The organism is Ornithinibacillus caprae, assembly GCF_009728145.1.
Lineage (GTDB): Bacteria > Bacillota > Bacilli > Bacillales > Amphibacillaceae > Ornithinibacillus > Ornithinibacillus caprae.
In genome coordinates this window covers 1-24,114 of record NZ_WOCA01000004.1, presented here as the reverse complement: position 1 = coordinate 24,114, position 24,114 = coordinate 1, and the positions used below count along the sequence as shown (strand labels likewise).

24 protein-coding genes, 1 tRNA gene and 1 rRNA gene are annotated in these 24,114 nt (G+C 35.8%); 25 read left to right on the top strand and 1 reads right to left on the bottom strand.

What is annotated here, in order from left to right:
* The first annotated feature begins 72 nt into the window (after nucleotides 1-72).
* The 8 genes from spoVT to GMD78_RS06640 all read left to right on the top strand — a co-directional run bounded on the left by spoVT (nucleotide 73) and on the right by GMD78_RS06640 (nucleotide 5,870).
* Complete coding sequence (gene spoVT / locus GMD78_RS06675; RefSeq protein ID WP_155668068.1) at nucleotides 73-606, top strand: stage V sporulation protein T; 534 nt, start codon at nucleotides 73-75, stop codon at nucleotides 604-606.
* A 185-nt stretch (nucleotides 607-791) separates the two neighbouring features.
* Nucleotides 792-2,363, top strand: a complete 1,572-nt coding sequence (locus GMD78_RS06670) for a putative polysaccharide biosynthesis protein (RefSeq protein ID WP_155668067.1) — start codon at nucleotides 792-794, stop codon at nucleotides 2,361-2,363.
* A 1-nt stretch (nucleotide 2,364) separates the two neighbouring features.
* Entirely contained in the window at nucleotides 2,365-3,810 is a 1,446-nt protein-coding gene (yabN, locus tag GMD78_RS06665; protein ID WP_155668066.1) for a bifunctional methyltransferase/pyrophosphohydrolase YabN, read from the top strand.
* A complete protein-coding gene (locus GMD78_RS06660; RefSeq protein WP_155668065.1) occupies nucleotides 3,810-4,070 on the top strand; it encodes an RNA-binding S4 domain-containing protein in 261 nt (86 codons plus the stop codon). The genes yabN and GMD78_RS06660 overlap by 1 nt, the downstream gene beginning before the upstream one ends.
* A 56-nt stretch (nucleotides 4,071-4,126) precedes the next feature.
* The gene (yabP, locus tag GMD78_RS06655; RefSeq protein ID WP_155668064.1) at nucleotides 4,127-4,432 is read left to right on the top strand and encodes a sporulation protein YabP; all 306 of its coding nucleotides are present in this window, start codon (nucleotides 4,127-4,129) and stop codon (nucleotides 4,430-4,432) included.
* A complete protein-coding gene (gene yabQ, locus GMD78_RS06650; protein WP_155668063.1) occupies nucleotides 4,429-5,028 on the top strand; it encodes a spore cortex biosynthesis protein YabQ in 600 nt (199 codons plus the stop codon). The genes yabP and yabQ overlap by 4 nt, the downstream gene beginning before the upstream one ends.
* 4 nt (nucleotides 5,029-5,032) lie before the next feature.
* Nucleotides 5,033-5,413 (top strand): septum formation initiator family protein, encoded by a 381-nt coding sequence (locus GMD78_RS06645; RefSeq protein WP_155668062.1) that lies wholly within the window; start codon nucleotides 5,033-5,035, stop codon nucleotides 5,411-5,413.
* Nucleotides 5,414-5,486: 73 nt separating this feature from the next.
* Nucleotides 5,487-5,870 (top strand): S1 domain-containing RNA-binding protein, encoded by a 384-nt coding sequence (locus GMD78_RS06640; protein WP_155668061.1) that lies wholly within the window; start codon nucleotides 5,487-5,489, stop codon nucleotides 5,868-5,870.
* A 257-nt stretch (nucleotides 5,871-6,127) separates the two neighbouring features.
* On the opposite strand, the gene GMD78_RS06635 is transcribed toward GMD78_RS06640, so the two are convergent.
* Nucleotides 6,128-6,201 (bottom strand) — tRNA-Met (locus tag GMD78_RS06635).
* A gap of 132 nt (nucleotides 6,202-6,333) precedes the next feature.
* Here GMD78_RS06635 and GMD78_RS06630 point away from each other — a divergent pair.
* From GMD78_RS06630 to GMD78_RS06550, 17 genes are all read left to right on the top strand, one after another.
* Nucleotides 6,334-6,798, top strand: a complete 465-nt coding sequence (locus GMD78_RS06630; protein ID WP_155668060.1) for a DinB family protein — start codon at nucleotides 6,334-6,336, stop codon at nucleotides 6,796-6,798.
* Between the two features lie 129 nt (nucleotides 6,799-6,927).
* Nucleotides 6,928-9,378, top strand: a complete 2,451-nt coding sequence (spoIIE, locus tag GMD78_RS06625) for a stage II sporulation protein E (protein ID WP_155668059.1) — start codon at nucleotides 6,928-6,930, stop codon at nucleotides 9,376-9,378.
* Between the two features lie 536 nt (nucleotides 9,379-9,914).
* A complete protein-coding gene (locus GMD78_RS06620) occupies nucleotides 9,915-10,649 on the top strand; it encodes a VWA domain-containing protein (RefSeq protein ID WP_155668058.1) in 735 nt (244 codons plus the stop codon).
* Complete coding sequence (locus tag GMD78_RS06615) at nucleotides 10,621-11,553, top strand: protein kinase domain-containing protein (RefSeq protein WP_343042165.1); 933 nt, start codon at nucleotides 10,621-10,623, stop codon at nucleotides 11,551-11,553. Before GMD78_RS06620 ends, GMD78_RS06615 begins: the two co-directional genes overlap by 29 nt.
* A 51-nt stretch (nucleotides 11,554-11,604) precedes the next feature.
* Nucleotides 11,605-13,005, top strand: coding sequence for a tRNA lysidine(34) synthetase TilS (gene tilS / locus GMD78_RS06610; protein WP_155668057.1), 1,401 nt, complete (start codon nucleotides 11,605-11,607; stop codon nucleotides 13,003-13,005).
* Nucleotides 13,006-13,015: 10 nt separating this feature from the next.
* Nucleotides 13,016-13,561 carry a hypoxanthine phosphoribosyltransferase gene (gene hpt / locus GMD78_RS06605; RefSeq protein WP_343042164.1) on the top strand — a complete coding sequence of 182 codons (546 nt, stop codon included), beginning with the start codon at nucleotides 13,016-13,018 and terminating at the stop codon, nucleotides 13,559-13,561.
* 132 nt (nucleotides 13,562-13,693) lie between these two features.
* On the top strand, nucleotides 13,694-15,691 hold the full coding sequence (gene ftsH / locus GMD78_RS06600; RefSeq protein WP_155668056.1) for an ATP-dependent zinc metalloprotease FtsH: 1,998 nt from the start codon (nucleotides 13,694-13,696) through the stop codon (nucleotides 15,689-15,691).
* Between the two features lie 236 nt (nucleotides 15,692-15,927).
* Entirely contained in the window at nucleotides 15,928-16,725 is a 798-nt protein-coding gene (locus tag GMD78_RS06595; protein WP_155668055.1) for a type III pantothenate kinase, read from the top strand.
* Nucleotides 16,718-17,590, top strand: coding sequence for an Hsp33 family molecular chaperone HslO (gene hslO / locus GMD78_RS06590; protein ID WP_155668054.1), 873 nt, complete (start codon nucleotides 16,718-16,720; stop codon nucleotides 17,588-17,590). The genes GMD78_RS06595 and hslO overlap by 8 nt, the downstream gene beginning before the upstream one ends.
* Nucleotides 17,591-17,623: 33 nt before the next feature.
* Nucleotides 17,624-18,532, top strand: a complete 909-nt coding sequence (locus GMD78_RS06585) for a peptidylprolyl isomerase (protein ID WP_155668053.1) — start codon at nucleotides 17,624-17,626, stop codon at nucleotides 18,530-18,532.
* 149 nt (nucleotides 18,533-18,681) lie between these two features.
* Nucleotides 18,682-19,611: a cysteine synthase A gene (gene cysK / locus GMD78_RS06580; RefSeq protein ID WP_155668052.1), complete on the top strand. Its 930-nt coding sequence runs from the start codon at nucleotides 18,682-18,684 to the stop codon at nucleotides 19,609-19,611.
* A gap of 105 nt (nucleotides 19,612-19,716) precedes the next feature.
* A complete protein-coding gene (folP, locus tag GMD78_RS06575) occupies nucleotides 19,717-20,538 on the top strand; it encodes a dihydropteroate synthase (RefSeq protein WP_155668051.1) in 822 nt (273 codons plus the stop codon).
* Nucleotide 20,539: 1 nt separating this feature from the next.
* Nucleotides 20,540-20,908, top strand: coding sequence for a dihydroneopterin aldolase (gene folB / locus GMD78_RS06570; protein ID WP_155668050.1), 369 nt, complete (start codon nucleotides 20,540-20,542; stop codon nucleotides 20,906-20,908).
* Nucleotides 20,901-21,416 carry a 2-amino-4-hydroxy-6-hydroxymethyldihydropteridine diphosphokinase gene (folK, locus tag GMD78_RS06565; protein ID WP_155668049.1) on the top strand — a complete coding sequence of 172 codons (516 nt, stop codon included), beginning with the start codon at nucleotides 20,901-20,903 and terminating at the stop codon, nucleotides 21,414-21,416. Before folB ends, folK begins: the two co-directional genes overlap by 8 nt.
* On the top strand, nucleotides 21,386-21,598 hold the full coding sequence (locus GMD78_RS06560; RefSeq protein ID WP_155668048.1) for a helix-turn-helix domain-containing protein: 213 nt from the start codon (nucleotides 21,386-21,388) through the stop codon (nucleotides 21,596-21,598). Before folK ends, GMD78_RS06560 begins: the two co-directional genes overlap by 31 nt.
* A 369-nt stretch (nucleotides 21,599-21,967) precedes the next feature.
* Entirely contained in the window at nucleotides 21,968-23,449 is a 1,482-nt protein-coding gene (gene lysS / locus GMD78_RS06555) for a lysine--tRNA ligase (RefSeq protein WP_343042162.1), read from the top strand.
* A 539-nt stretch (nucleotides 23,450-23,988) separates the two neighbouring features.
* Nucleotides 23,989-24,114 (top strand): 16S ribosomal RNA (locus tag GMD78_RS06550); the annotation flags it as partial.

The following is a 24,114-nucleotide window of genomic DNA, read 5'->3' as shown; positions in this document are numbered from 1 at the left end:
AGTGCAAACAAGAGGCTAAGATGTTAAGGTGCGCCTAAAAAAATCATCATAGAAAGCGAGGCTTCATATCGGATGAAGGCAACAGGAATTGTAAGACGGATTGATGATTTAGGTAGAGTAGTCATCCCGAAAGAAATCAGAAGAACATTACGTATACGTGAAGGAGATCCATTGGAAATTTTTATTGACCGAGAAGGTGAGGTTATTCTAAAGAAATACTCCCCAATTAATGAACTTGGGAGTTTCGCTTCTGAATATGCTCAAGCTCTATTTGATTCCCTTCATTTCCCGGTCTTAATCTGTGATCGAGATGAAATAATAGCTGTAGCAGGAGAATCGAAGAAAGATTACTTAAATCAAAACATAGGACAACATCTAGAAAAGTCGATTGAAAATCGCTCTGTCGTAACAGAAACCGAAGCAAAAACTGTAGAAATAATTCAAGGAAAAGAAGAAGAACTAAACGCATACTGTCTTAGCCCGATAATTGCTAATGGTGATCCGATTGGTTGTGTAATGCTATTTTCTAGAGAAGGAAAACTAGGTGAGGTAGAACAAAAAGCAATTGAAACTGCTGCAAGCTTTCTTGCAAAACAAATGGAATAAGTGTGAGACATATGGGTAGAAATTAGTATGATGTACTGATTTTTACCCATTTTACTGTTTCTGAGCTAAAGAACTATCAGGTTGTGCATATGATATTTAGGGTTATATCCCAACTATGCTATAATATGACATAATCATCCTATTACAATGTATCGTTTTATAGGGTCTTAAGAAGGACGTATATTATGGCAGCAAATAATTTAGTAAAAGGTGCACTACTTTTAACATTAGCAGGATTCATTAGTAAGGTATTAAGTGCTGGATATCGTATTCCATTACAGAACTTAACTGGTGATATTGGATTTTATGTTTATCAACAGGTATATCCATTATTAGGGATTGCTTTTGTATTAGCCCTTTATGGATTTCCATCAGCTGTTTCAAAAATAGCAGTAGATTTAAAATCGGAAGGTAACGTGCTTTCCTTTAAACGGTTTTATGTACCGGTTTTTTTTATTTTATTAGGAATTAATACAGCGTTGTTTTTATTTATTCGTTTAAATGCCGATTCGTTAGCGATATGGGTAGGTGATGAAAACTTAGTAGCTACTTATCGGGTTGCTGCTTTCCTGTTTTTACTCATTCCTTTTGTCGCTTTGCTTCGAGGAGTTTTCCAAGGAGAGATGCAGATGAAACCAACTGCTTTTTCTCAGATTGGAGAACAACTGTTTCGAGTGATTATAATCATATTAGCAGCGTTTTACGTTTCCTATCATAATGAAGATATATACATGATAGGAAAAGCTGGAGGGTTAGCTTCTATAATTGGTATGGTAGTTGCACTTTTCATATTGGTATTTTTATTTATAAAATATAAACCTGTAAAACAGGGCACCTACCGTATACCGTGGAATGATTATATTAGAACCATTCTAATATTTGGAGTTGTCGCCTCATTAAATCATATGATTTTACTGATGATCCAATTTGCAGATGCATTTACGTTAGTACCTAGTTTGAAAGATTATGGGCTTACACAGCTTGAAGCGATGGTTGCAAAAGGCGTATATGATCGTGGCCAACCATTAATTCAGCTTGGAACCGTTTTAGGTTCATCTTTTGCATTAGCTCTTATTCCCGCGGTGAGTAAACGAAAATTGTATAGTGAGTCAACTCTTTTTTATAAGCAAATAGAAGGTGCATTATCGTTTAGTTTTTATATTGCTGCTGGTGCAACGATTGGATTAATCGTCATTTTTCCAGAAGCAAATATGCTTTTATTTCAAAATAATCATGGAGTGACAGCTCTACGAATTGTCGTTCTTTCAATAGTGCTTAGTTCTATAGCAATTACAGGATTATCGATTTTGCAAGGCTTAGATTATATGAAACGTACAGCTGGATTTATTCTAGCTGCATTATTTATTAAATGGATCGCAAATCAGATGCTTGTGCCATTCTGGGGAATAATAGGTAGTGCTATTGCTACTGTGATCAGTTTATTAGCGCTTTGTGTTGTTGTGTTATTTGAATTAAAACGAAAACTACCAGGCCTGTATATTTTTCAAAAAATAAAATGGAAGATTTTTTTAAAGGCAAGTAGCAGTATGGTTTTATTTTTAGTTCTAACGCAATTAATCACTATGCATGTAGAGTTCTATTCGAGAACGGTCTTATTCATTTATATATTGTTCATTATTTGCATTGGTGGATTAATCTATTTAGTTACACTTTTACGTGGTAGAGCTTTTACTGAAGATGAATTATCTATGTTACCTTTTGCAGCAAAATTGATTCGCTTACAGAGGAGGAAGTAATATGAAGATAGAAATCATTGGACTAGGGGCAGGAGATATTGAGCAATTACCGCTTGGAATATATAAAAAGCTAACCAATACAAAGGCTCCTATTTTGGTACGTACCATGGATCATCCTGTTATTAAAACATTACAAAAAGAAGGCGTTCTGTTTGAATCATTTGATACGATCTATGAGACAGAGGATCAATTTGAATCTGTGTACCAACAAATTGTTGAACGGATAATAGAAAAAGCAAGCGACTTTACCTCCTTAATCTACGCAGTTCCAGGGCATCCGATGTTAGCAGAAAAAACCGTTCAGCTATTGCTAGAGAATTCGGAGATAGAAACGAAAATTATTGGTGGACAAAGTTATTTAGATGATTTATTTACTTCGTTACAGATTGACCCTATTGAGGGTTTTCAATTTGTAGATGGAACATCTTTTAGTCGGAGTGAACTAAACTATAGACAGCATATTGTTTTTTGTCAGGTATATGATCGATTTATTGCTTCTGAAGTAAAGCTAGCTTTATTAGAAGATCTACCTGCTGATTACGAAATAACAATTATTGAAGCGGCAGGAAGTAGCAAGGAAATGATTAAAAAGGTTCCATTAGAAGAGTTGGATCATCAGATGGAAGTTAGTAATTTAACTAGTGTATACGTACCACCTGCTCCAGCACATCTATTAAATCATACCTTTTATCGATTACGTGAGGTAATTGCAGAATTAAGAGGTCCTAACGGTTGCCCATGGGATAAAGAGCAAACCCATGAGACGTTACGGGAATATGCGATTGAAGAGGTATATGAATTAATAGAAGCAATCGATGATCAAGATGATGAAGGGATTATAGAAGAGCTAGGCGATATACTATTACAGGTCATGTTACATAGTCAAATTGGCGAAGATGATGGGTATTTTAACGTAGAAGATGTGATTCGATCTATTACAGATAAAATGATATATCGTCATCCCCATGTGTTTGATACGATAAAAGTAGATTCTGTGGATGATGTTTATAAAAACTGGGATGACTTAAAGAAAAAGGAAAAAGGTGAGCAGCGTAAATCTGTATTAGATGGTGTTCCCGAACATTTACCATCTCTAGCAAAAGCGTTCAAATTGCAAAAGAAGGCAGCTAAAGTAGGGTTTGACTGGGATGATGTAAATGATATTTGGAATAAATTGAAGGAAGAAATAGAGGAAGTAAAAGCTGCCATTGAGGACAAAGATCAATTAGAAATGGAGAAGGAATTAGGGGACGTTCTATTTGTTTTAGCTAATATATCAAGATACTACAAGATTAATCCAGAAGTAGCTTTAAACCGGACAAATCAAAAATTCCTTTCCCGTTTTTCCTATATAGAAAAGCAATTACAAGAACAGGGAAAAGATATTCAAGAAACATCCTTACAAGAGATGGATTATTATTGGGATCAAGCAAAGGAGAGAGAGTAATGCGATTAGATAAATTTTTAAAGGTTTCTCGGTTAATTAAGCGTCGTACTTTAGCAAAGGAAGTAGCTGACCAGGGGAGAATTACCATTAATGGTAATCAAGCTAAAGCTTCCTCAACCGTTTCAGTCGGAGATGAACTAGTTATTAAGTTTGGTCAAAAACTAGTAACCATTGAGGTAATATCGTTAAAAGAAACGGTGAAAAAAGACGAGGCAGGTATGTTATATAACGTGATAAAAGAAGAAAAAATTAACGCATAAAGTTCTATACTTGTCCTTCCTTTCATAAGGTATTAATGATAAGGGAGGAAGCGCGTATGAATTATTATGATAAAGAAAATAGTACAAGAAGTGTACAGCATCAAGATCACCAACTGAAGATTAATAATCGGAAGTTATTAGAAATTACCGGTGTAAAAGAAGTAGATAGTTTTGATAATGAAGAGTTTTTGTTGGAAACCGTGATGGGTTATTTAATTGTCCGTGGTCAGAATTTACAACTGAAAAACTTAGATGTAGGCGAGGGCGTTGTGTCTATTAAAGGTAAAATCTATGAGCTTTCCTATGTAGATGAACATCATCAGGAGAAAGCTAAAGGATTCTTTAGCAAGCTATTTAAATGACGTTAAACGTTCAATTCTTGACAATGATCGCAATGGTATTAGGTGGTTTTTATTTAGGTATAGCACTAGAAACATTCCGACGATTTGCGAGGCATTGGAAAAAACATACCATTTTAGCTTATGTCATGGAAATAAGCTTTTGGTTAACTCAAACATTTATTCTATACTATATTTTATTTCGGGTTAACTCTGGTGAATTGAGGGTGTATGTGTTTGTAGCTTGCTTACTTGGTTTTTCTATTTATCAAGTAGTAGCTGCGAACATATACAAACGTATACTAGAACGCTTAATAATCATAATTGCCGACATCTATCAATTTTTAGCTAGAGTTGTTACAGTTGTTATAATTAAACCAATTCAGTTTTTGTTCCAGGCATTAATAACCAGTGTATTGTTCATTGGTAATATATTATTTATGATAATTAAATACATTTTTTACGTCCTCTTTACTCCAATAAAATGGGTTTTGCGTGTGATATACAGAATGCTGCCTAAAAAAATCCATTTATTTTTTCACAATCTAGCAGGATTTTATAGTAAAATAAAGAATATATGTATTAAATGGATCAAGTATATCGCACAAAAGAGGAGGTAATGCTATGTCTGAAAAGAAAAAAACAGTAGCAAGACTAGATTCGAACTATATGCAGAAATACGATGCTTACATAGAGCGACAAAAACGAAAGAAAAAACGTTTAATTCGCCGTCTTGTGCTTTTTTCGGCCATAGTAGCTCTTGCTATTGGAACAATGACAACCTATCATGTTAAACAACGATCGTTACATGCTGAAAAATTGGAAGAATATCAAGAACTAGAAGAGCAGCTTGCAAAGTTAAAAGCAGCTGAAGAAGAATACGAAGAAGAAATTCAGTTGTTAAACGATGAAGAATATATTTTGGATATAGCTCGTACGAATTATTTTTTATCTAAAGAAGGGGAATTAATTTTTAAAATTCCTGAGGAAGACCCGTCTTATTGACACACTTTTACAAGCTTAGCTATAATATATATGGTAAGTATATTTTAAAATCTTAAGGAGGAGCATTTTTTTTATGTCAATCGAAGTAGGCAGCAAGCTGCAGGGAAAGGTAACTGGTATCACTAATTTTGGTGCTTTTGTTGAACTAGGAGAAGGAACTACTGGCCTTGTCCATATTAGTGAGGTTGCCGACAACTATGTCAAAGACATTAATGAACATTTATCTGTAGGTGATGAAGTCAAGGTAAAAGTTATTAATGTTGAAAAGGATGGTAAAATAGGTTTATCTATTAAAAAAGCGAAAGATAAGCCGGTACGCCAAAAAAATTCAAGAGAACGTACGGAATCATTCGAAGCGAAAATGAATCGTTTTCTAAAAGATTCTGAAGACCGTTTAGCCTCTTTAAAGAAGCACACGGAATCCAGACGCGGGGGTCGAGGTGCTAAAAGAGGATAGCAGTTGCTGTCTATAGAGAATGCTCTATAATTTTAAATATAAGTAAAGTCAATGACGGATAAACATCGGTTACTATCCGGTGCAAAATGATAAAAGAGCAGGTACCAAATTGGATTGGTACCTGCTCTTTTATGGGTTATTTCTTATATGGATCCTCATTCTGTTAAATACTAGAAGCTAGATTTATGTACAGTATGAACAATTTACCTATTAACAAAAAACCTGCTCTCAAAAGAGAACAGGTTTTATTTTTTCAATGGCGGCGGAGGGGATCGAACCCCCGACCTCACGGGTATGAACCGTACGCTCTCGCCAGCTGAGCTACACCGCCGTATAAAGCCAACAAAAAATATATTACAGGAGTATTCGAATTGTGTCAATAGATTTTTTTCTTTCGACAAAATAAAGGATTTTTAATAATGGTGGAGAATATGTAAGTATTCAAAATTAGAGGAGTGGAATCATGAAAAAAAGACATGAAGTTCTTTTTACGCAACTACATACATATCGACAAGAAACATTATCACTAATAGATGGCATTACAGAACAGCAAGCAAATATTATTCCCAATGGTTTCAACAATAACATTCGTTGGAATTTAGGACATATTTATTTAGATCAATATTTGTGGATACAGGCAGTAACAAAGGAAAAAATGACGTATAACGACAAATTTAATGATTGGTTTGGGTTTGGAACGAATCCCGGTAATTTTTCAGAAGAAACTCCAGATTTAGAGGAACTAAAAAAGCTACTAAGGGAGCAACCTCTCCGTATTAAAGAGGTATATGGAGAACGCCTAGAGGAAGTTTTTGAACCTACTGAAATGGACATGCATACAGTTGAACAAGTATTGGTTCGCACAATTTTCCATGAAGGTTTGCATGCCTCAACAATACAGTCTATAAAACGTTTTTTCTTTCTATGATAGGTTTCTAGCTTTTTGTAGGTACGCCTAGAAACTAGTCGAACGATTTTTTGGATTTGCTCTCTTGTTTTGACAAAATCAGAAAGCATCTTATGGTTTAATATGCTTCTAAGAGGGAGTGGTTGAGATATGATGGATTCAATTCCAAGTATGGAAACGAAAGCCTTAGATGTAGAACAAACCAACCTGGAAAAATTTCGGAGAGGTATTTATACACGGATCAAATCAATATTACTTGATAAGGGGTGGCTGTTTGTATTTGTCGGATTTTTATTAGGACGAGCAGTCATTCTATCAGTCGTATCTCCATTTGCAGTAGCATTTTTAGCAACTCTTTGGTTTATCCAAAAAAGCCATGCACCAAGGGCTATGCTGGCAATGCTAATTGGAGCCATTACATATTCCATGGAGCATAGTATTTTTATTGGTATTGCCATGTTTTTATTTATTTTATTAGCGGGTATCTTTAAAAATACAAAACATCAGCAGATTAAAGTTCCACTATTTGTATTTATATCAACGGTAGCTCCTAGGTTATTTTTATATTCTCTTTATGGACAACTATCATCCTATGAATGGATGCTTTTACTTGTTGAGGGAGTGTTAGGAACGATCCTAGTATTAATCTTTATGCAAAGTGTACCGTTATTATCACCAAAAAGGTACAAACCTTCACTTAAAAATGAAGAAATTGTATGTATGATTATATTGATCGCTTCGATACTAACTGGAACAGTAGGATGGGAGCTATATGGTGCATCTATTGAACAAGTATTCTCACGTTATTTTGTATTAGTTCTTGCTTTTGTTGGTGGAGCAGCTATTGGATCAACGGTTGGTGTGGTTGCAGGATTAATATTGTCCTTAGCAAATGTAGCTAGTCTTTACCAAATGAGTTTATTAGCATTTTCCGGTTTACTAGGAGGACTATTAAAAGAAGGAAAGAAAATTGGGGTAGCAACAGGATTATTAGTTGGGACTTTCTTAGTTGGAATATATGGTGACTCTGGAGCTATCATTCCTTCTTTTATGGAATCGTTAGCCGCGATATTTCTATTTTTCATAACACCGGCAAGTTGGTTTAAAAAAATCTCAAGATATATTCCAGGTACAGAAGAACATACCAATGAACAGGAGCAATATTTGCAAAAAGTAAGAAATGTTACTGCTAAACGTGTAGAACAGTTTTCAGATGTGTTCGCTGCATTATCTAAAAGCTTTAATAGTGCAGAGAATTTTTCAGAAGATGAAAGTGAAGATCAGCGAGAGACCGACTATTTTCTAAGCCAAGTAACAGAAAAAACATGTCAAACATGTTTTATGAAGGAACGTTGCTGGCAACAGCAATTCGATACAACGTACTCATTAATGGAAGAAATGAAAGATGAATATATGGATGGTCGTGAACCAAATCGAAAAGTTATTCGTGAATTTGAAAATCATTGTGTTAAATCCAAAAGAGTAATGGATGTTATGAAAGAAGAGATGTCTTATTTTGATGCAAATCGTAAACTGAAAAAGCAGGTTCTAGAAAGTAAGCGCTTAGTAGCTGAACAACTTCAAGGGGTTTCTGATGTAATGGAAGATTTCGCGAAAGAAATACTTAAGGAACGTGAGCATCATGAAAAACAAGAAATTCAAATTGTTCATGCACTAAAATCAATGGGAATGGAATTAGAGAAGCTAGATGTATATCAACTAGAAAAAGGAAATGTCGATATTGAAATGGCTGTATCTTTTTATGAGTACCGAGGAGAAGGGGAAAAATTAATTGCCCCAGTACTATCAGATATATTAAATGAAAATATTATTTTAAAACATGAAGAAATTTCACCATTTCCAAATGGCTATTCCTTTTTACAATTTGGGTCTGCCAAGGAATTTGCTGTGGAAACTGGTGTTTCTCATGCCGCTAAAGGTGGTGGGATCGTATCAGGTGATAGTTATACAATGATAGAATTGGGAGCAGGGAAATATGCTATGGCGATTAGTGATGGAATGGGAAATGGTGCTAGGGCGAATGAAGAAAGTGGTGAGACATTGCGTTTACTCCAACAAATTCTTCAAACTGGAATACCAGAAAAAGTCGCTATTAAATCTATTAATTCTATCTTAGCACTACGTACAACAGATGAAATGTTTGCAACATTAGATCTCGCAGTAATTAATTTACACAATGCATTCGTTCGGTTTTTGAAAATTGGCTCCACACCAAGTTTTGTAAAGCGTGGTGATGAGATGATTAAGATAGAGGCTAGCAATTTACCAATGGGTATAATTCAAGAATTTGATGTCGATATTGTCAGTGAGCAATTAATGTCAGAGGATCTATTAATCATGATGAGTGATGGTATTTTTGATGGTCCAAAGCATGTAGAGAATACAGATGTTTGGCTTAAGCGAAAGATACGTGAAATGGAAACGGATGATCCTCAAGAAATTGCCGATCTATTGTTAGAAGAAGTAGTTCGTACGCGTTCAGGTGTAATTGAGGATGATATGACAGTTCTTGTGGCAAAAGTGAAGAAGAATACTCCAGAATGGGCATCTGTCCCAATCTATGAGGGGAAAGCTCAATAATTGATAAACTATTATAGTTGAAGCTGAGAAAAAAGTATATTAATCAATTGGAGATCCGAACTAACTAGTTCGGATTTCCTTTTGGAATATTTCCGTAAGCTTTGTTGCTAATTTTAATAGAATCTGAAGTAACCGGAAATGACGGTTGGTGCTTTATCCCCGGAAAATACACCCAGCACAAGGGTGACATCTGTTTAAGCTCCTTTCAGTCACTATCACAGTGTCTATTTTGCCGTGGGCACGGCTACAGCCTCCTAACGGAAAAACCGTTGCTGCGGGGTCTTCAGACACGTGCTGTTTCCGCAGGAGTCGACTGCCCTCCGCTCTAATCACTAGACTTACAAATAGCATCTTATGTTATTAAAAAACTATTTCCAGATCCTAAATCATTCGTCTTTGGGCGTCATTTTCTTGGTATTTACAAAAGTGTAACTAAGGATATCTCCATAAAGACGTGGCAAAATACAAGTTTTCTAATGTATAAACTTTCCTTATTTTGGCGATGATGGTAGTGGAATAAGTTGGAGGTGTTTTCATTGAAAAAGGGGACTTTGAAGCAAATTCTATTAATCACTGACGGTTGCTCTAATAAAGGGGAGGACCCGGCAGCAACAGCGGCACTAGCCCATCAACAAGGTATAACTGTTAACGTTATTGGGATTCTAGACGATGACCAAACGGAAGATCCTGAAGGTTTACAAGAAGTGGAAGAAATCGCTTTATCCGGTGGTGGTGTAAGTCAATTAGTTTATAAGCAAGCATTATCACAGACGGTACAAATGGTTACGAAACAAGCAATGACGCAAACCTTGCAAGGGTTTGTGAACACAGAATTAAAGCAAATTCTAGGTTCGGAACAATCAATGGAAGATTTAGAACCAGAAAAACGTGGCGAAATTATGGAAGTAGTAGAGGATTTAGGAGAAACCTGTGACTTGGAAGTTCTTGTACTCATTGATACAAGCGCAAGTATGCATGATAAGCTTCCTACAGTAAAAGAAGCATTAATTGATCTTTCTATTAGTTTAAATTCTAGAATTGGTCGCAATCGTTTCTCTATTTATAGCTTCCCTGGTAAACGGAAGGATATTGATAAAGTATTTGATTGGTCACCAAAGTTAGATGCCGTATCTACAGTATTTCCTAAGTTAACAAGTGGGGGAATTACTCCTACTGGTCCTGCTATTCGTGAAGCAATGTATCAATTTGGTAAGAAAAGCTTACTAAGGAGCTTTAGAAAGAATGATGAACAAGACATCGAAAACGCTTGATTATGTAATAAGACCTGGTATGACTATAACAGGTAAGTGGCATAAGAAATCCTATCTCATTAAACGTAAGCTTGGTAATGGTGCTATTGGATCTGTTTATTTATGCGAAATGAATGGAAAACAAGCTGCGTTAAAAATAAGTGATAAAAGTTCATCAATGACGATGGAAGTAAATGTATTAAAGTCGCTTGAAAAGGCCCAAGGAAATCGTCTTGGGCCTTACTTATTGGATGTAGATGATTGGGTGACAACTCAAGGAAACATCTATTCCTTCTATGTTATGGAATATGTTCGAGGAATTCCGATGGCTGACTTTATTAAAGGTCATGGAAGTGAATGGGTTGGTGTTTTCATGCTACAATTATTAGAAGATCTTGGAGATCTACATCAATCAGGTTGGGTATTTGGGGATTTAAAAACAGAGAATTTATTAGTTGCCTCTTCACCACCAAAAGTTCGGTGGATTGATGTTGGTGGAACAACACAGATTGGTAGAGCTATTAAAGAGTACACGGAATTTTATGACCGTGGTTATTGGGAGTTAGGTTCGCGACGAGCAGAACCAAGCTATGATTTATTTGCATTCGTCATGGTATTTTTAAGTGTCTACTACCCGAAACGGTTTCAAAAAGGGTCCAATCCAAAGGCAACTTTACTAAAAAAAATGAATGATGTAAAAGCCTTAAAACCGTATAATAACTGTTTGAAAAAAGCAATTCTAGGGAGATATCATTCCAGTGCAGAGATGAAGCAAGAAATTACTGATGTCTTATATCATGCACAAAAAGGGCAGAGAAAAAAACAACAGGACAATACCGGCGATACATTTCCTTTTGTGATCGAATCTTTGGGAATCTGTATTATAGCGCTTGGGTATTACCTTTCTTCTATTATTATCCCTTAAATATGATAAAATAAAGGGATAGTTTAATGGTAACGGAGAGATGGGTTGAAGATGAAAGATGAAGTTACAGCATTTATTAAAAAACATCAGCTATTAAAGGAAAATGCTACAGTTTTGGTAGGTGTCTCAGGAGGGCCAGACTCGTTAGCACTGTTGCATTATTTACGGGAGATACAAGCAGATTGGAAGTTAACGTTAATTGCACTTTCAGTTGATCACCAATTACGAGGTGAAGAAAGCAAAAAAGATGTCCAGTATGTGGCTGACCTATGTAGCAAATGGAATATAGGATTTGTTAGCACTTCTGTAGATGTTTATACCTATAAAAATGAGCATCAAGTTGGTACACAAGTGGCTGCTCGAGTCCTTCGATATGAGTTTTTTAAACAACAAATGGAGTCTTATCAAGCAGATTATCTAGCTCTTGGTCATCACGGTGATGACCAAATTGAAACAATACTAATGCGACTTGTTCGTACTGCGGATTCGAGTAGTTTTTCTGGCATTCCATATAAGCGATTATTTGGTACGGGTGAGATCATTCGACCATTACTTTGCACGACGAAAGCTTCGATTGAAGATTATTGTAGGGCACATGACATTGTTCCTAGGCTTGACCCTTCTAATGAGGAAACAGTTTATACTCGAAATTATTTTAGAAAATTTGTACTACCAATACTAAAAGAGAAAAATAATAATATACATACAACAATACAACTTTTAAGTGAATCGCTTCACGAGGACGAAATGTATTTGTCTACAGAAGCTCGAAGCATGTTTGAACAAGTTGTATATTTGCATGATGGGGATAAAATTGCAACCTTTGATATTGAGAAATTCAAATCATACGCAACGGCTTTACAAAGGAGAACCTATCATCTAATATTAAATTATCTATATGATGAATTGCCAGATAATTTATCTTATGTACATGAAGAACAATTCTTTGCATTATTACAAAGGGATAAAGGCAATGTCCAAATTGATTTTCCTCAACAATTAATCGTGGAAAAATCATATCAAACGATACGTTTTAGCTTCCAATCAACAAATCCCCAAGATCTTTCGTTTCATTATTTATTAGATATACCAGGAGAAGTGGTTTTACCAGATGGATCTAAAGTTTCCGCTACTTATGTAGAACAGGATGAAATGAATGATCGCTATGATAAACATACATATGTTCTTTCTGGAGATATTGCATTACCGTTACATATAAGAACTCGTAAAAATGGTGATCGAATGAGATGGAAAGGATTAAATGGAAGTAAAAAAATTAAAGATATTTTTATTGATGCTAAAATTCCCTTACATAAACGGGATATTTGGCCAATAATAACCGATAATAACGGGGAAATAATATGGCTTGCTGGAATAAAAAAAGGGAACCCTAAAACATGCAAAGATTCTAATTCACTTATTAAACTATACTATCAAAAAGGAAAACTTTAGGAGGGTCATCGTGCATAACGACATAGAAAAAGTTCTCATAACGGAAGAAGAAATAGCAGCAAAATGTAAGGAGCTAGGTAGAAGGTTAACCGAGGAGTATGATGGAAAATTCCCTTTAGCTATAGGTGTATTAAAAGGTGCGATGCCTTTTATGTCTGATGTTTTACGTCGTGTGGAAACCTATATTGAAATGGATTTTATGGATGTATCTAGCTACGGAGGAGAAATGAGTTCCTCCGGGGAGGTAAAGATTGTAAAAGATCTAAATACCCAAGTTGAAGGACGGGACTTACTAATTATTGAAGATATTATAGATAGTGGATTAACATTAAGTTATTTAGTGGACCTCTTTAAATACCGTAAAGCAAAATCCATTAAAATTGTTACTTTATTGGACAAACCATCAGGTAGGACTGCTAAAATCAAAGCTGATATTGTAGGTTTTGAAGTGCCTAATGAGTTTGTAGTAGGGTATGGTTTAGACTACCAAGAAAAATATCGTAATTTACCGTATATTGGTGTATTAAAACCAAAAGTATATGGTGGAGAAGAATAACTAAAGTAAATGAATATCATGAATAAAAAACTATGAAAAATAATAGTATTGGCAAGGAGCAATTAGTTGTAAAAAAACTTTTTCCTATGGTACTATTGTTTATAGTTTTTCCCGCTTGGGAGGAGGTAGGCAATGAACCGAATATTTCGGAATGCGTTCTTTTATTTACTCCTATTCTTAGTGATTATCGGAGTGTTAGGGGTACTTAATGGACAAAATGATCAAGCAGAAGAATTTAATGTAAGACAGTTTACAGATGCATTAACGGATGGCGAAATTGAAGAAATGACGATGCAGCCAGTTAATGGAATAATGCGCTTTACTGGAACATTAACAGATGATACATCGTTTGTAGCACAAGTTCCAGATAATAACGATATTATAGCATCCATAACAGAACAAGCAGCTGAACAAAGTGTATTAAATGTCGTTGAGGAAGATACCCCAAGCATTTGGGTAACCCTTTTTACAACGTTAATTCCATTTTTGATTATTGGGTTATTATTCTTCTTCTTACTTAGCCAAGCACAAGGTGGCGGCGGTGGACGCGTCATGAATTTTGGTAAAAGTAAGGCGAAGATGTATAGTGAGGAAAAGAAAAAAGTACGGTTTACAGATGTTGCCGGAGCCGATGAAGAGAAACAAGAGCTTGTAGAGGTTGTTGAATTCTTAAAAGATCCTAGGAAGTTTGCGGCAATTGGTGCACGTATACCAAAAGGTGTTCTTTTAGTAGGACCTCCAGGAACAGGTAAAACATTACTTGCACGAGCGGTAGCAGGTGAAGCAGGAACTCCATTCTTCTCTATTAGTGGTTCTGATTTTGTTGAGATGTTTGTTGGTGTCGGTGCTTCTCGTGTACGTGATTTATTTGAAAATGCAAAGAAAAATGCACCTTGTATTATATTTATTGATGAGATAGATGCAGTTGGTCGTCAACGTGGTGCTGGTCTTGGTGGTGGCCATGATGAGCGTGAACAGACATTAAACCAATTGTTAGTTGAAATGGACGGATTTGGAGCAAATGAAGGTATTATTATTATTGCTGCAACGAACCGACCAGATATTCTTGACCCTGCATTATTACGTCCAGGACGTTTTGACCGTCAGATCACAGTGGATCGTCCAGATGTTAAAGGACGTCAAGCAGTATTAAAAGTACATGCGAAAAACAAACCACTAGATGACTCTGTTGACTTAAAAACAATTGCAATGCGTACACCAGGCTTCTCTGGTGCAGACTTGGAAAACTTGTTAAATGAAGCAGCTTTAGTAGCTGCAAGAAATGACAAGAAGTCTGTTGATATGACCGATGTTGATGAAGCGATCGACCGAGTTATAGCTGGACCAGCTAAGAAAACGAGGGTTATTTCTGAAAAAGAAAGAAATATTGTTGCTTATCACGAAAGTGGACACACGGTTATTGGTATGGTTCTAGATGAAGCTGATGTTGTTCATAAGGTTACGATAGTTCCTCGTGGGCAGGCTGGTGGATATGCTGTTATGCTTCCGAAAGAAGATCGTTACTTCATGACAAAACCAGAGCTATTTGATAAGATCACTGGACTACTAGGTGGTCGTGTTGCAGAGGAAATTATCTTTGGTGAAGTAAGTACTGGTGCCTCTAATGACTTCCAGCGTGCAACAGGTATTGCTCGTAAGATGATTACTGAGTATGGTATGAGTGATAAACTTGGACCACTTCAATTTACTAGTGGTGGTGGAGAAGTTTTCTTAGGAAGAGATATCCAAAATGAACAGAATTATAGTGATGCAATTGCTCATGATATTGATCAGGAAATGCAGAACTTTATTAATTTCTGTTACGATCGCGCAAAAACGATTCTTACAGAAAATAAAGATAAACTAGAACTTATTGCACAAACATTACTTGAAGTGGAAACATTAGATGCAAGACAAATTAAATCATTGTTTGAAGATGGTGTTCTACCAGAGCCATTAGTAGACGATGAAAAAAGTGATGTTTCAGAAGATAAGGATGTAAAAGTAAATATCTCTAAACATGATGATGATGAAAAATTAGGACCATCTTTTGAAGAAGCAAAAGCAAAGGCGGAAGAAAAAACGAATAAGCCAATAGATGATGGTTCTGATGATGAGAAAAAAGAATAGAGTTTAAATAGTAAGAGGCGCCTCGTGAGTTATGAAACTTGACCATTGGGCAGACCTCTTTTCATTATACAATCACCAAAGCACTGATTCGTTGCTTGGTGATTTTTTTATTTTTGCATGGCTGTAGTCATCCATAGGTCCTAGGGTGCTTGCGTTTTGTAATTTCCATTACGTTTTTGATTTTGGTATATTTATAAGGTGTATAATTAATACTTAGTAGGAAGGTTTGGTACAGAATGCTTTTGGTACTTGATGTAGGGAATACAAATACTGTATTAGGTGTATTTGAACAAGATATATTGAAGCATCAGTGGCGTATAAAGACAGATCGATATAAAACAGAAGATGAATTTGGTATACTGATTAAATCATTATTTGAGCATAAAGGATTACAATTAACAGATATTAACGGGATCATTATTTCAAGCGTTGTTCCGCCAATTATGTTCTCTCTAGAGAAAATGTGCAAAACTTATTTTAATCAAGAAGCACTTATAGTTGGGAAAGAGACTGTTCAATCAAATTTGAAAATGTGTTATCCTAATCCACAAGAAATTGGTGCAGACCGAGTTGTTAATGCTGTAGGTGCTATAAAGGAACATGGGGCACCACTAGTAATTATTGATTTCGGTACAGCAACAACCTATTGCTATATCAATGAGGACGAAGAATATTGTGGCGGAATTATTTCCCCGGGCATAAATATATCTATGGAAGCATTGTATCAAAAGGCATCGAAACTTCCTAAAATAGAAATAGAAGCTCCTTCTAATATAGTCGGAAAATCTACTGTAGAAGCAATGCAGTCAGGAGTTTTTTATGGATATGTCGGACAAGTAGATGGCATTGTAGAAAGAATTAAAAAATCGATGCGGAAAAAACCAACCATTATTGCTACTGGTGGGTTAGCATCTTTAATTGGTGATGCAAGTGAAACCATTGATGTCATTGACCCTTACCTAACATTGAAAGGCTTATATATTATTTACCAAAATAATAACTTGAAAAATAAAGGAGAATTACATCATGAATGATTATTTAATAAAAGCTACTTCCTATAAAGGGATGGTACGTGCGTATGCTGTTCGTTCTACCAGTACGGTTGAGGAAGCGAGAAGACGCCAAGATTCTTGGGCTACGACAACGGCAGCATTAGGTCGCACAATAACTATTACTGTAATGATGGGCGCTATGTTGAAAGGAAATGATTCGCTTACCACAAAGGTTGAAGGTGGCGGACCTATTGGAGCAATCGTTGCGGATGCAAATGCTAAAGGTGAGGTTAGAGGGTATGTGACGAATCCTCATGTTGATTTTGACTTAAATGAAAAAGGAAAGTTGGATGTTGCCCGCGCAGTAGGTACTACAGGTAATTTAAGTGTAGTAAAAGATTTAGGGTTAAAGGATTATTTTACTGGGCAAGTTCCGATTGTTTCTGGAGAAATTAGCGAGGACTTTACGTATTATTTCGCAAATTCTGAGCAGGTTCCTTCTGCTGTTGGGGCAGGGGTATTAGTAAATCCAGACCATTCGGTTTTGGCTTCAGGTGGATTTATTGTTCAAGTAATGCCTGGTGCAGATGATGATGTGATTTCTCGGTTAGAAGAACGAATTAATTCCTTTCCACCAATTTCCTCTCTTGTAAAGGAAGGAAAAACGCCAGAAGAAATACTCGAGCGTCTATTTGGAGAGGAAGAAATGACCATTCATGAGAAAATGCCAATCGAGTTCCGTTGTAAATGTTCAAAAGAAAGGTTAGAACAGGCAATTAAGGGACTAGGTAATGAAGAAATACAAAAAATGATTAACGAAGACCATGGAGCTGAGGCTAGTTGTCATTTTTGTAATGAAAAGTATTATTTTACAGAGGATGAGTTAGAAGCCTTACTACGAACTTAATGTATAAACAACAGGTGCGAAAGGAAGTCGATCATGTCTCGAAGGTTTTTAATGGCTCTTATAGCCGTTTTACTAATTACAAATATTGCTACATTAATGTTGTGGACTAGAAGTGGGCCTGGTGAAGTAGTTGAAGATGAAGCTTCGGATATGCAGATAGATACCAAAAAACCAGTCGCTTCTATTGATGGAGATGAAATCACATATGAAGCTTGGATGGCAGCATTAAGAGATAATTACGGTCAAAAACAATTAAAGACGATGATAGACCGTACAGTAGTAAACAAACTTGCTGATCAACAAGGAATAACTGTACATGAAAAGGTGATTAATCGAGAAATAGCCTTATTAGCCTCTATGCAAGGGGTGATGACGGAAGAAGAGACAGAGAAAATGGAAGAAAAGTGGAGAGATGAAATCATTTATCGATATCAGCTCGAAGCTCTATTAGCGGAGGGTATTAACGTATCTGAGGATGACATGCGCGCATATTACGATCAGTATCATAACCAGTATAACTTTACGGAATCGATTCAGTTTTCACATATCTTAGTGGAAGACCAAGAGACAGCAGAAAAGGTAAAGGGAGAACTGGATAATGGAGCATCGTTTTCATTGTTAGCCAAAGAATACTCCATTGATGAAGATACGAGAGATGCAGGGGGATACTTTGGGTACTATACCACAAATAGTCAATTCTTACCGAACGGTTATAAGGAAAAAGCCTCCGAGATGGAGGAGTATTCGTATAGCGAACCGTTTTTGACCGATCAAGGGTACGCTATCATGTATTTACACAGAAGTATGCCAGAAATAACATTTACGTATGATGAATTAAAACCTTACATAAAAAACGAATTAGCACTTGTTTCTTCCGAAGTTTCGTTGGTTGCTGATTCATTATGGGACACAATGGAGATCGATTGGTTATATAATAAATAAACTAGGAATATGTAAAGGGTTAAGTTGTATAAACTGTAATGTAAGCTATCATTAATCTGGAGCGTTTTGATTGACTTTAGTTCTGATGAGAATTACATTAGATATAAATCCTATATATTTACTAGGAATTAAACGGGAGGTTATGTTGGATGAGAGTTGCGAATGATATTACTGGCTTAATTGGCGAAACCCCTATTGTTAAATTAAATCGACTAACAGATGAAAATAGTGCAGATGTTTATGTGAAATTGGAATTTATGAATCCTGGAAGTTCAGTTAAGGATCGTATTGCTTTAGCGATGATCGAAGCGGCTGAAGAAGAAGGTAAGTTAAAAGAAGGAGATACCATTATTGAACCAACTAGTGGTAATACAGGAATTGGTCTCTCAATGGTTGCAGCTGCTAAAGGATATAAAGCTGTACTAGTAATGCCTGATACTATGAGTCAAGAGCGCCGTAACTTATTGCGTGCCTATGGAGCTGAACTTGTATTAACACCCGGAGCAGAAGGAATGAAGGGTGCCATTAAAAAGGCGGAAGAACTTAAAGAAGCAAATGGTTATTTCATGCCACAGCAATTTAGTAATCAGGCAAACCCAGAGGTACATGCCCGTACGACAGGGAAAGAGATCGTTGAACAAATGAAAGACGGTTTAGATGCATTTGTATCTGGTATCGGAACAGGAGGGACCATTACAGGTGCAGGAAGAGTTTTAAAAGAAAACTTTGACCAAGTTAAATTATATGCCGTTGAACCTACAGATTCTGCAGTACTTTCTGGAGGGACACCAGGACCACATAAAATTCAGGGTATTGGGGCTGGTTTTGTTCCAGATGTGCTTGATACGAAAGTATATGATGAAGTAATACAAATTTCTAATGATGAAGCATTTGAAACTTCGCGCAAAGTCGCTACCACAAATGGAATATTAGGTGGTATTTCTGCAGGAGCTGCAGTTGCAGCAGCATTAAAGGTTGCTAAAGAATTAGGCAAAGGAAAAAAAGTGCTTGCTGTTTTCCCTGACAATGGTGAAAGATATTTATCTACTCCATTATATCAATTTAGTGATGAAAAATAATAAAACATACAATAGAGCTAGCACCCTAAAAATTGGTGCTAGCTCTATTTTTATGTGTTAGGATAAAGTATAGATAAGTAGTATTTGGAATAGGAAGGATCGAATATGAAATTAATCACATCAACTACAAGCTATGACTTAAATTCTAGAACACATATAATGGGAATATTAAATGTGACTCCTGACTCTTTTTCAGACGGCGGGGAGTATACAACAGAAGAAAGAGCAATCCAGCAAGCTGTAATGATGGAACAGCAAGGTGCTGACATAATAGACATCGGTGGAGAATCAACAAGACCTGATCATAAACCCGTATCAGTTGAAGAAGAAATTGCAAGAGTCGTACCGATGATTAGGTCGGTAAAAGAGCATATAAATATTCCGATCTCTATTGACACATATAAAGCTGAAACAGCTAGGAAAGCTGTGGAAGCTGGTGCAGATATAATAAATGATGTATGGGGTACGAAACGAGACCCAGAAATTGCTGATGTTGCTAAACAATTTAATGTCCCGATTATACTCATGCATAATCGAACTAATCAAAATTACAATTCGTTACTTGACGATATGAAAAAGGATTTGGAAGAAAGTATTGAGATTGCATTAAAAGCTGGAGTTCCAAGGGAAAATATTATTTTAGACCCTGGTATTGGTTTTGCAAAAGATGCTACTGATAATCTAATTGTCATGAATAATCTTGAAAGAATTGTAGAGATGGGTTATCCCGTGTTGTTAGCTACTTCACGCAAGCGGTTTATTGGAAACATTTTAGATTTGCCAGCACCAGAAAGAGATCATGGTACGGGGGCTACAACTTGTTTAGGAATTACTAAAGGGGCTCATATTGTACGAGTGCATAATGTGAAGGTAAATATAGAGATGGCAAAAATGATGGATGCAATGCTACGTGCGGGAGTTGAATAAAATGGATCAAATCATACTAAATCAAATGCAATTTTATGGCTATCATGGATTATTACCAGAAGAGAATAAGTTGGGTCAACGTTTTTATGTTGATGCGGAATTGTATGTAGATTTAAAAAAAGCAGGTAGAAGTGATAACATGAACGATTCCATTAGTTATGCAATCGTTTATGACCGTGTTAAAAGGATAGTGGAAGGTAAAGCGATGAACCTTATAGAGGCAGTTGCCGAAACTATTGCTGAAGATTTATTAGCATCCTTTGACTTATTACAAGCTTGTTCAATCCAAGTAACAAAACCAGATGCTCCAATCCCAGGTCACTTACAATCGGTTGCTGTAAAAATTTATAGGGAGAAAGAACATGGATAATAAGGCTTATCTTGCTTTAGGAACAAACATAGAACCAAGGTACGAACATTTAAAACATTCATTAGAAATTTTGGGTAATCACAAAAGTATAAAGGTTATTAAAAAATCTTCTATCTATCAAACAGCACCAGTAGGTTATACAGATCAGAATGATTTTTTGAATATGGTAGTACAAATAGAAACTACTCTAACTGCTACAGAATTATTAACAAATTGCCAAAGAATTGAGCAACAGCTAGGGCGGAAAAGGGAAATTCGATTTGGTCCAAGAACAATTGACCTTGATATTTTACTCTATAATGAAGAAAACAGAAAATCGGAGCAATTAACTATTCCACACCCAAGAATGCATGAACGAGCATTTGTGTTAATTCCTTTAGAGGAGATAGCCCCTGGTATATTGCTTCCTTCTAGAGGTGAGTCTGTAAGAGAACTAGTAAATAAACTATCAAAGAAAGACATGAAGGATGTAATGATATGGACAAGGAACGGGTTGGAAGACGAATAAAAGCATTTCGTAAACTAAAGGGATATACACAAGTAGATTTTGCAAGAGAATTGAGTATACCGTTATCTGTACTTGGAGGGGTTGAAAGAGGAACTCGTGAACCTAATGACGATTTGATCCTAAAAGTAGCAGATTCTTTAAATATTGAAGTGGATGAAATTATTATTTCTAAGGATGATTGAAGTTGAATAAGGTTGCAAATTCTGCTTGGTATTTTTATAGGGTTAAAAGGAAATCGTAAAGTAAGAAGTAAGTAAGATTAATTAAGTAGAGATACAAAAAGAATTAGTAGTATGTAAATGAGCTAGAAGCTACACCGAAGGCTTCGTAAAAAATTCGCTGGACTTCCAGGCGAATTTTTTATTTCCTCTTTTAAGATTGGAATAGTTGATATTTCAAGTGTTTGAGGTGTAAAATATACGGTATCTTGAGATAATGATAAAAGTTTGTTTTAATGTATTGAGGTAGATTAGTCACATACATATTAATTTTTTTCACATACAGTCTAGTGGCTGGTTTAAAATAAATTGTATAAAAACGGAGTGATTGCAGTGTCTGAAGAATTAAATGAACATATGCGGGTCAGAAGAGATAAACTAGATGCATATCGCGAAAGAGGGTTGGATCCTTTTGGAGGTAAATTTACACGCACACATGTTGCGGAGGAATTACATAAGCAGTATAGTGAAATATCCAAAGAAGACCTTGAGGAGCGACAAATTGAGGTAACGATTGCTGGAAGAATGATGACAAAGCGTGGAAAAGGAAAAGCAGGCTTTGCGCATATTCAGGATGTAAGTGGACAAATCCAACTTTATGTCCGTAAAGATAAAATTGGAGAAGATGCATATGAAGTCTTTAAAACGACAGACTTAGGTGACATTGTTGGTGTTACTGGCGTTATGTTTAAAACAAATGTTGGAGAATTATCTGTAAAAGCTACAGAATTCCAATTATTATCAAAGGCACTTCGACCATTACCTGAAAAATACCATGGTCTAAAGGATGTTGAACAACGTTATCGTCAACGGTATTTAGATTTGATTACAAATCCAGATAGTCGAGATACGTTTGTGCTACGTAGCAAAATTATACAGTCGATGCGCAGATACTTAGATGGACAAGGGTATTTAGAAGTAGAAACACCAATGATGCACAGTATTCCAGGTGGAGCGTCTGCTCGTCCTTTTATTACACATCACAATGCATTAGATATTCCTCTATATATGCGAATTGCAATTGAATTACATCTAAAACGCTTAATTGTGGGCGGTATGGAGAAGGTCTATGAAATTGGTAGAGTATTTAGAAATGAGGGAGTATCTACACGTCATAATCCTGAATTTACGATGATTGAATTGTATGAGGCTTATGCCGATTACGAAGATATTATGGAATTAACTGAAAATCTCATTGCTCATATAGCTGAAGAAGTATTAGGTACAACTACAGTTACTTATGGTGAATACGAAGTCGACCTAAATCCAAAATGGAAAAGACTTCATATGGTTGATGCTGTAAAAGAGTATACAGGCGTAGATTTCTGGAAACAAATGAGCGATGAAGAAGCAAGAGCATTAGCTAAAGATCATGGAGTAGAAATTAAAGATACGATGACATTTGGACATGTAGTTAATGAATTTTTTGAACAAAAAGTAGAAGAAAAATTGATTCAACCGACTTTCGTATATGGACATCCAGTAGAAATTTCTCCACTAGCTAAGAAAAATAAAGAAGATGAACGCTTCACAGATCGATTTGAGTTATTTATTGTGGCTCGTGAACATGCGAATGCATTTAGTGAATTAAATGATCCAATTGATCAACGCGAACGATTTGAAGCACAAGTGAAAGAACGTGCTGAAGGAAATGACGAAGCACATCTAATGGATGAAGATTTCCTAGAATCATTAGAATATGGAATGCCTCCAACTGGTGGTCTAGGAATTGGAATAGATCGACTAGTAATGCTATTAACGAATTCCCCATCTATTCGTGATGTATTACTTTTCCCACAAATGCGTAATAAATAGTAAGCATAATAAAGTGTATAAAAAACCCAAGCTATTTATAGTTCAAACAAATACTTGGGTTTTTTCTTATATGTAGGAAAAATAGATTGACCTACTTAATGTTTAATTCTAAGGGGATGGGGGTAAATATATCATAATATAATTACATAAAATTTCCATGTAATTATTCTTGATTTAAGGGAAGAATCATGATAAATTATATTTCGTTGCTTTTTTGATTAGCAACGAACGTATTAAAAAAACATGTTGACTTCAATAACTCAACGTGTTATATTATTCTAGTCGCTAATTTGCGACCAACTTAAAGAGAAGAACAATTTGAAAAAAAGTTGTTGACACCGATAAGTTGATTTGATATAATATAAAAGTTGTCGCTAAAAACAACACAATAATATTTGCTCTTTGAAAACTGAACAAAACAACTAGTATGTTAAGATAGAAAAACATCCCGTTTTTCTTTAAAGATTAAATCTAGAAGCTAGTGTTTCTAGTAGCTAAGAACTTTCATGTGATTGATTGGTGTTAATCACATACAAACTTTTTTGGAGAGTTTGATCTTGGCTCAGGACGAACGCTGGCGGCGTGCCTAATACATGCAAGTCGAGCGCGGGAAGCAAGTGATCGCCCTTCGGGGCGTGAACTTGTGGAACGAGCGGCGGACGGGT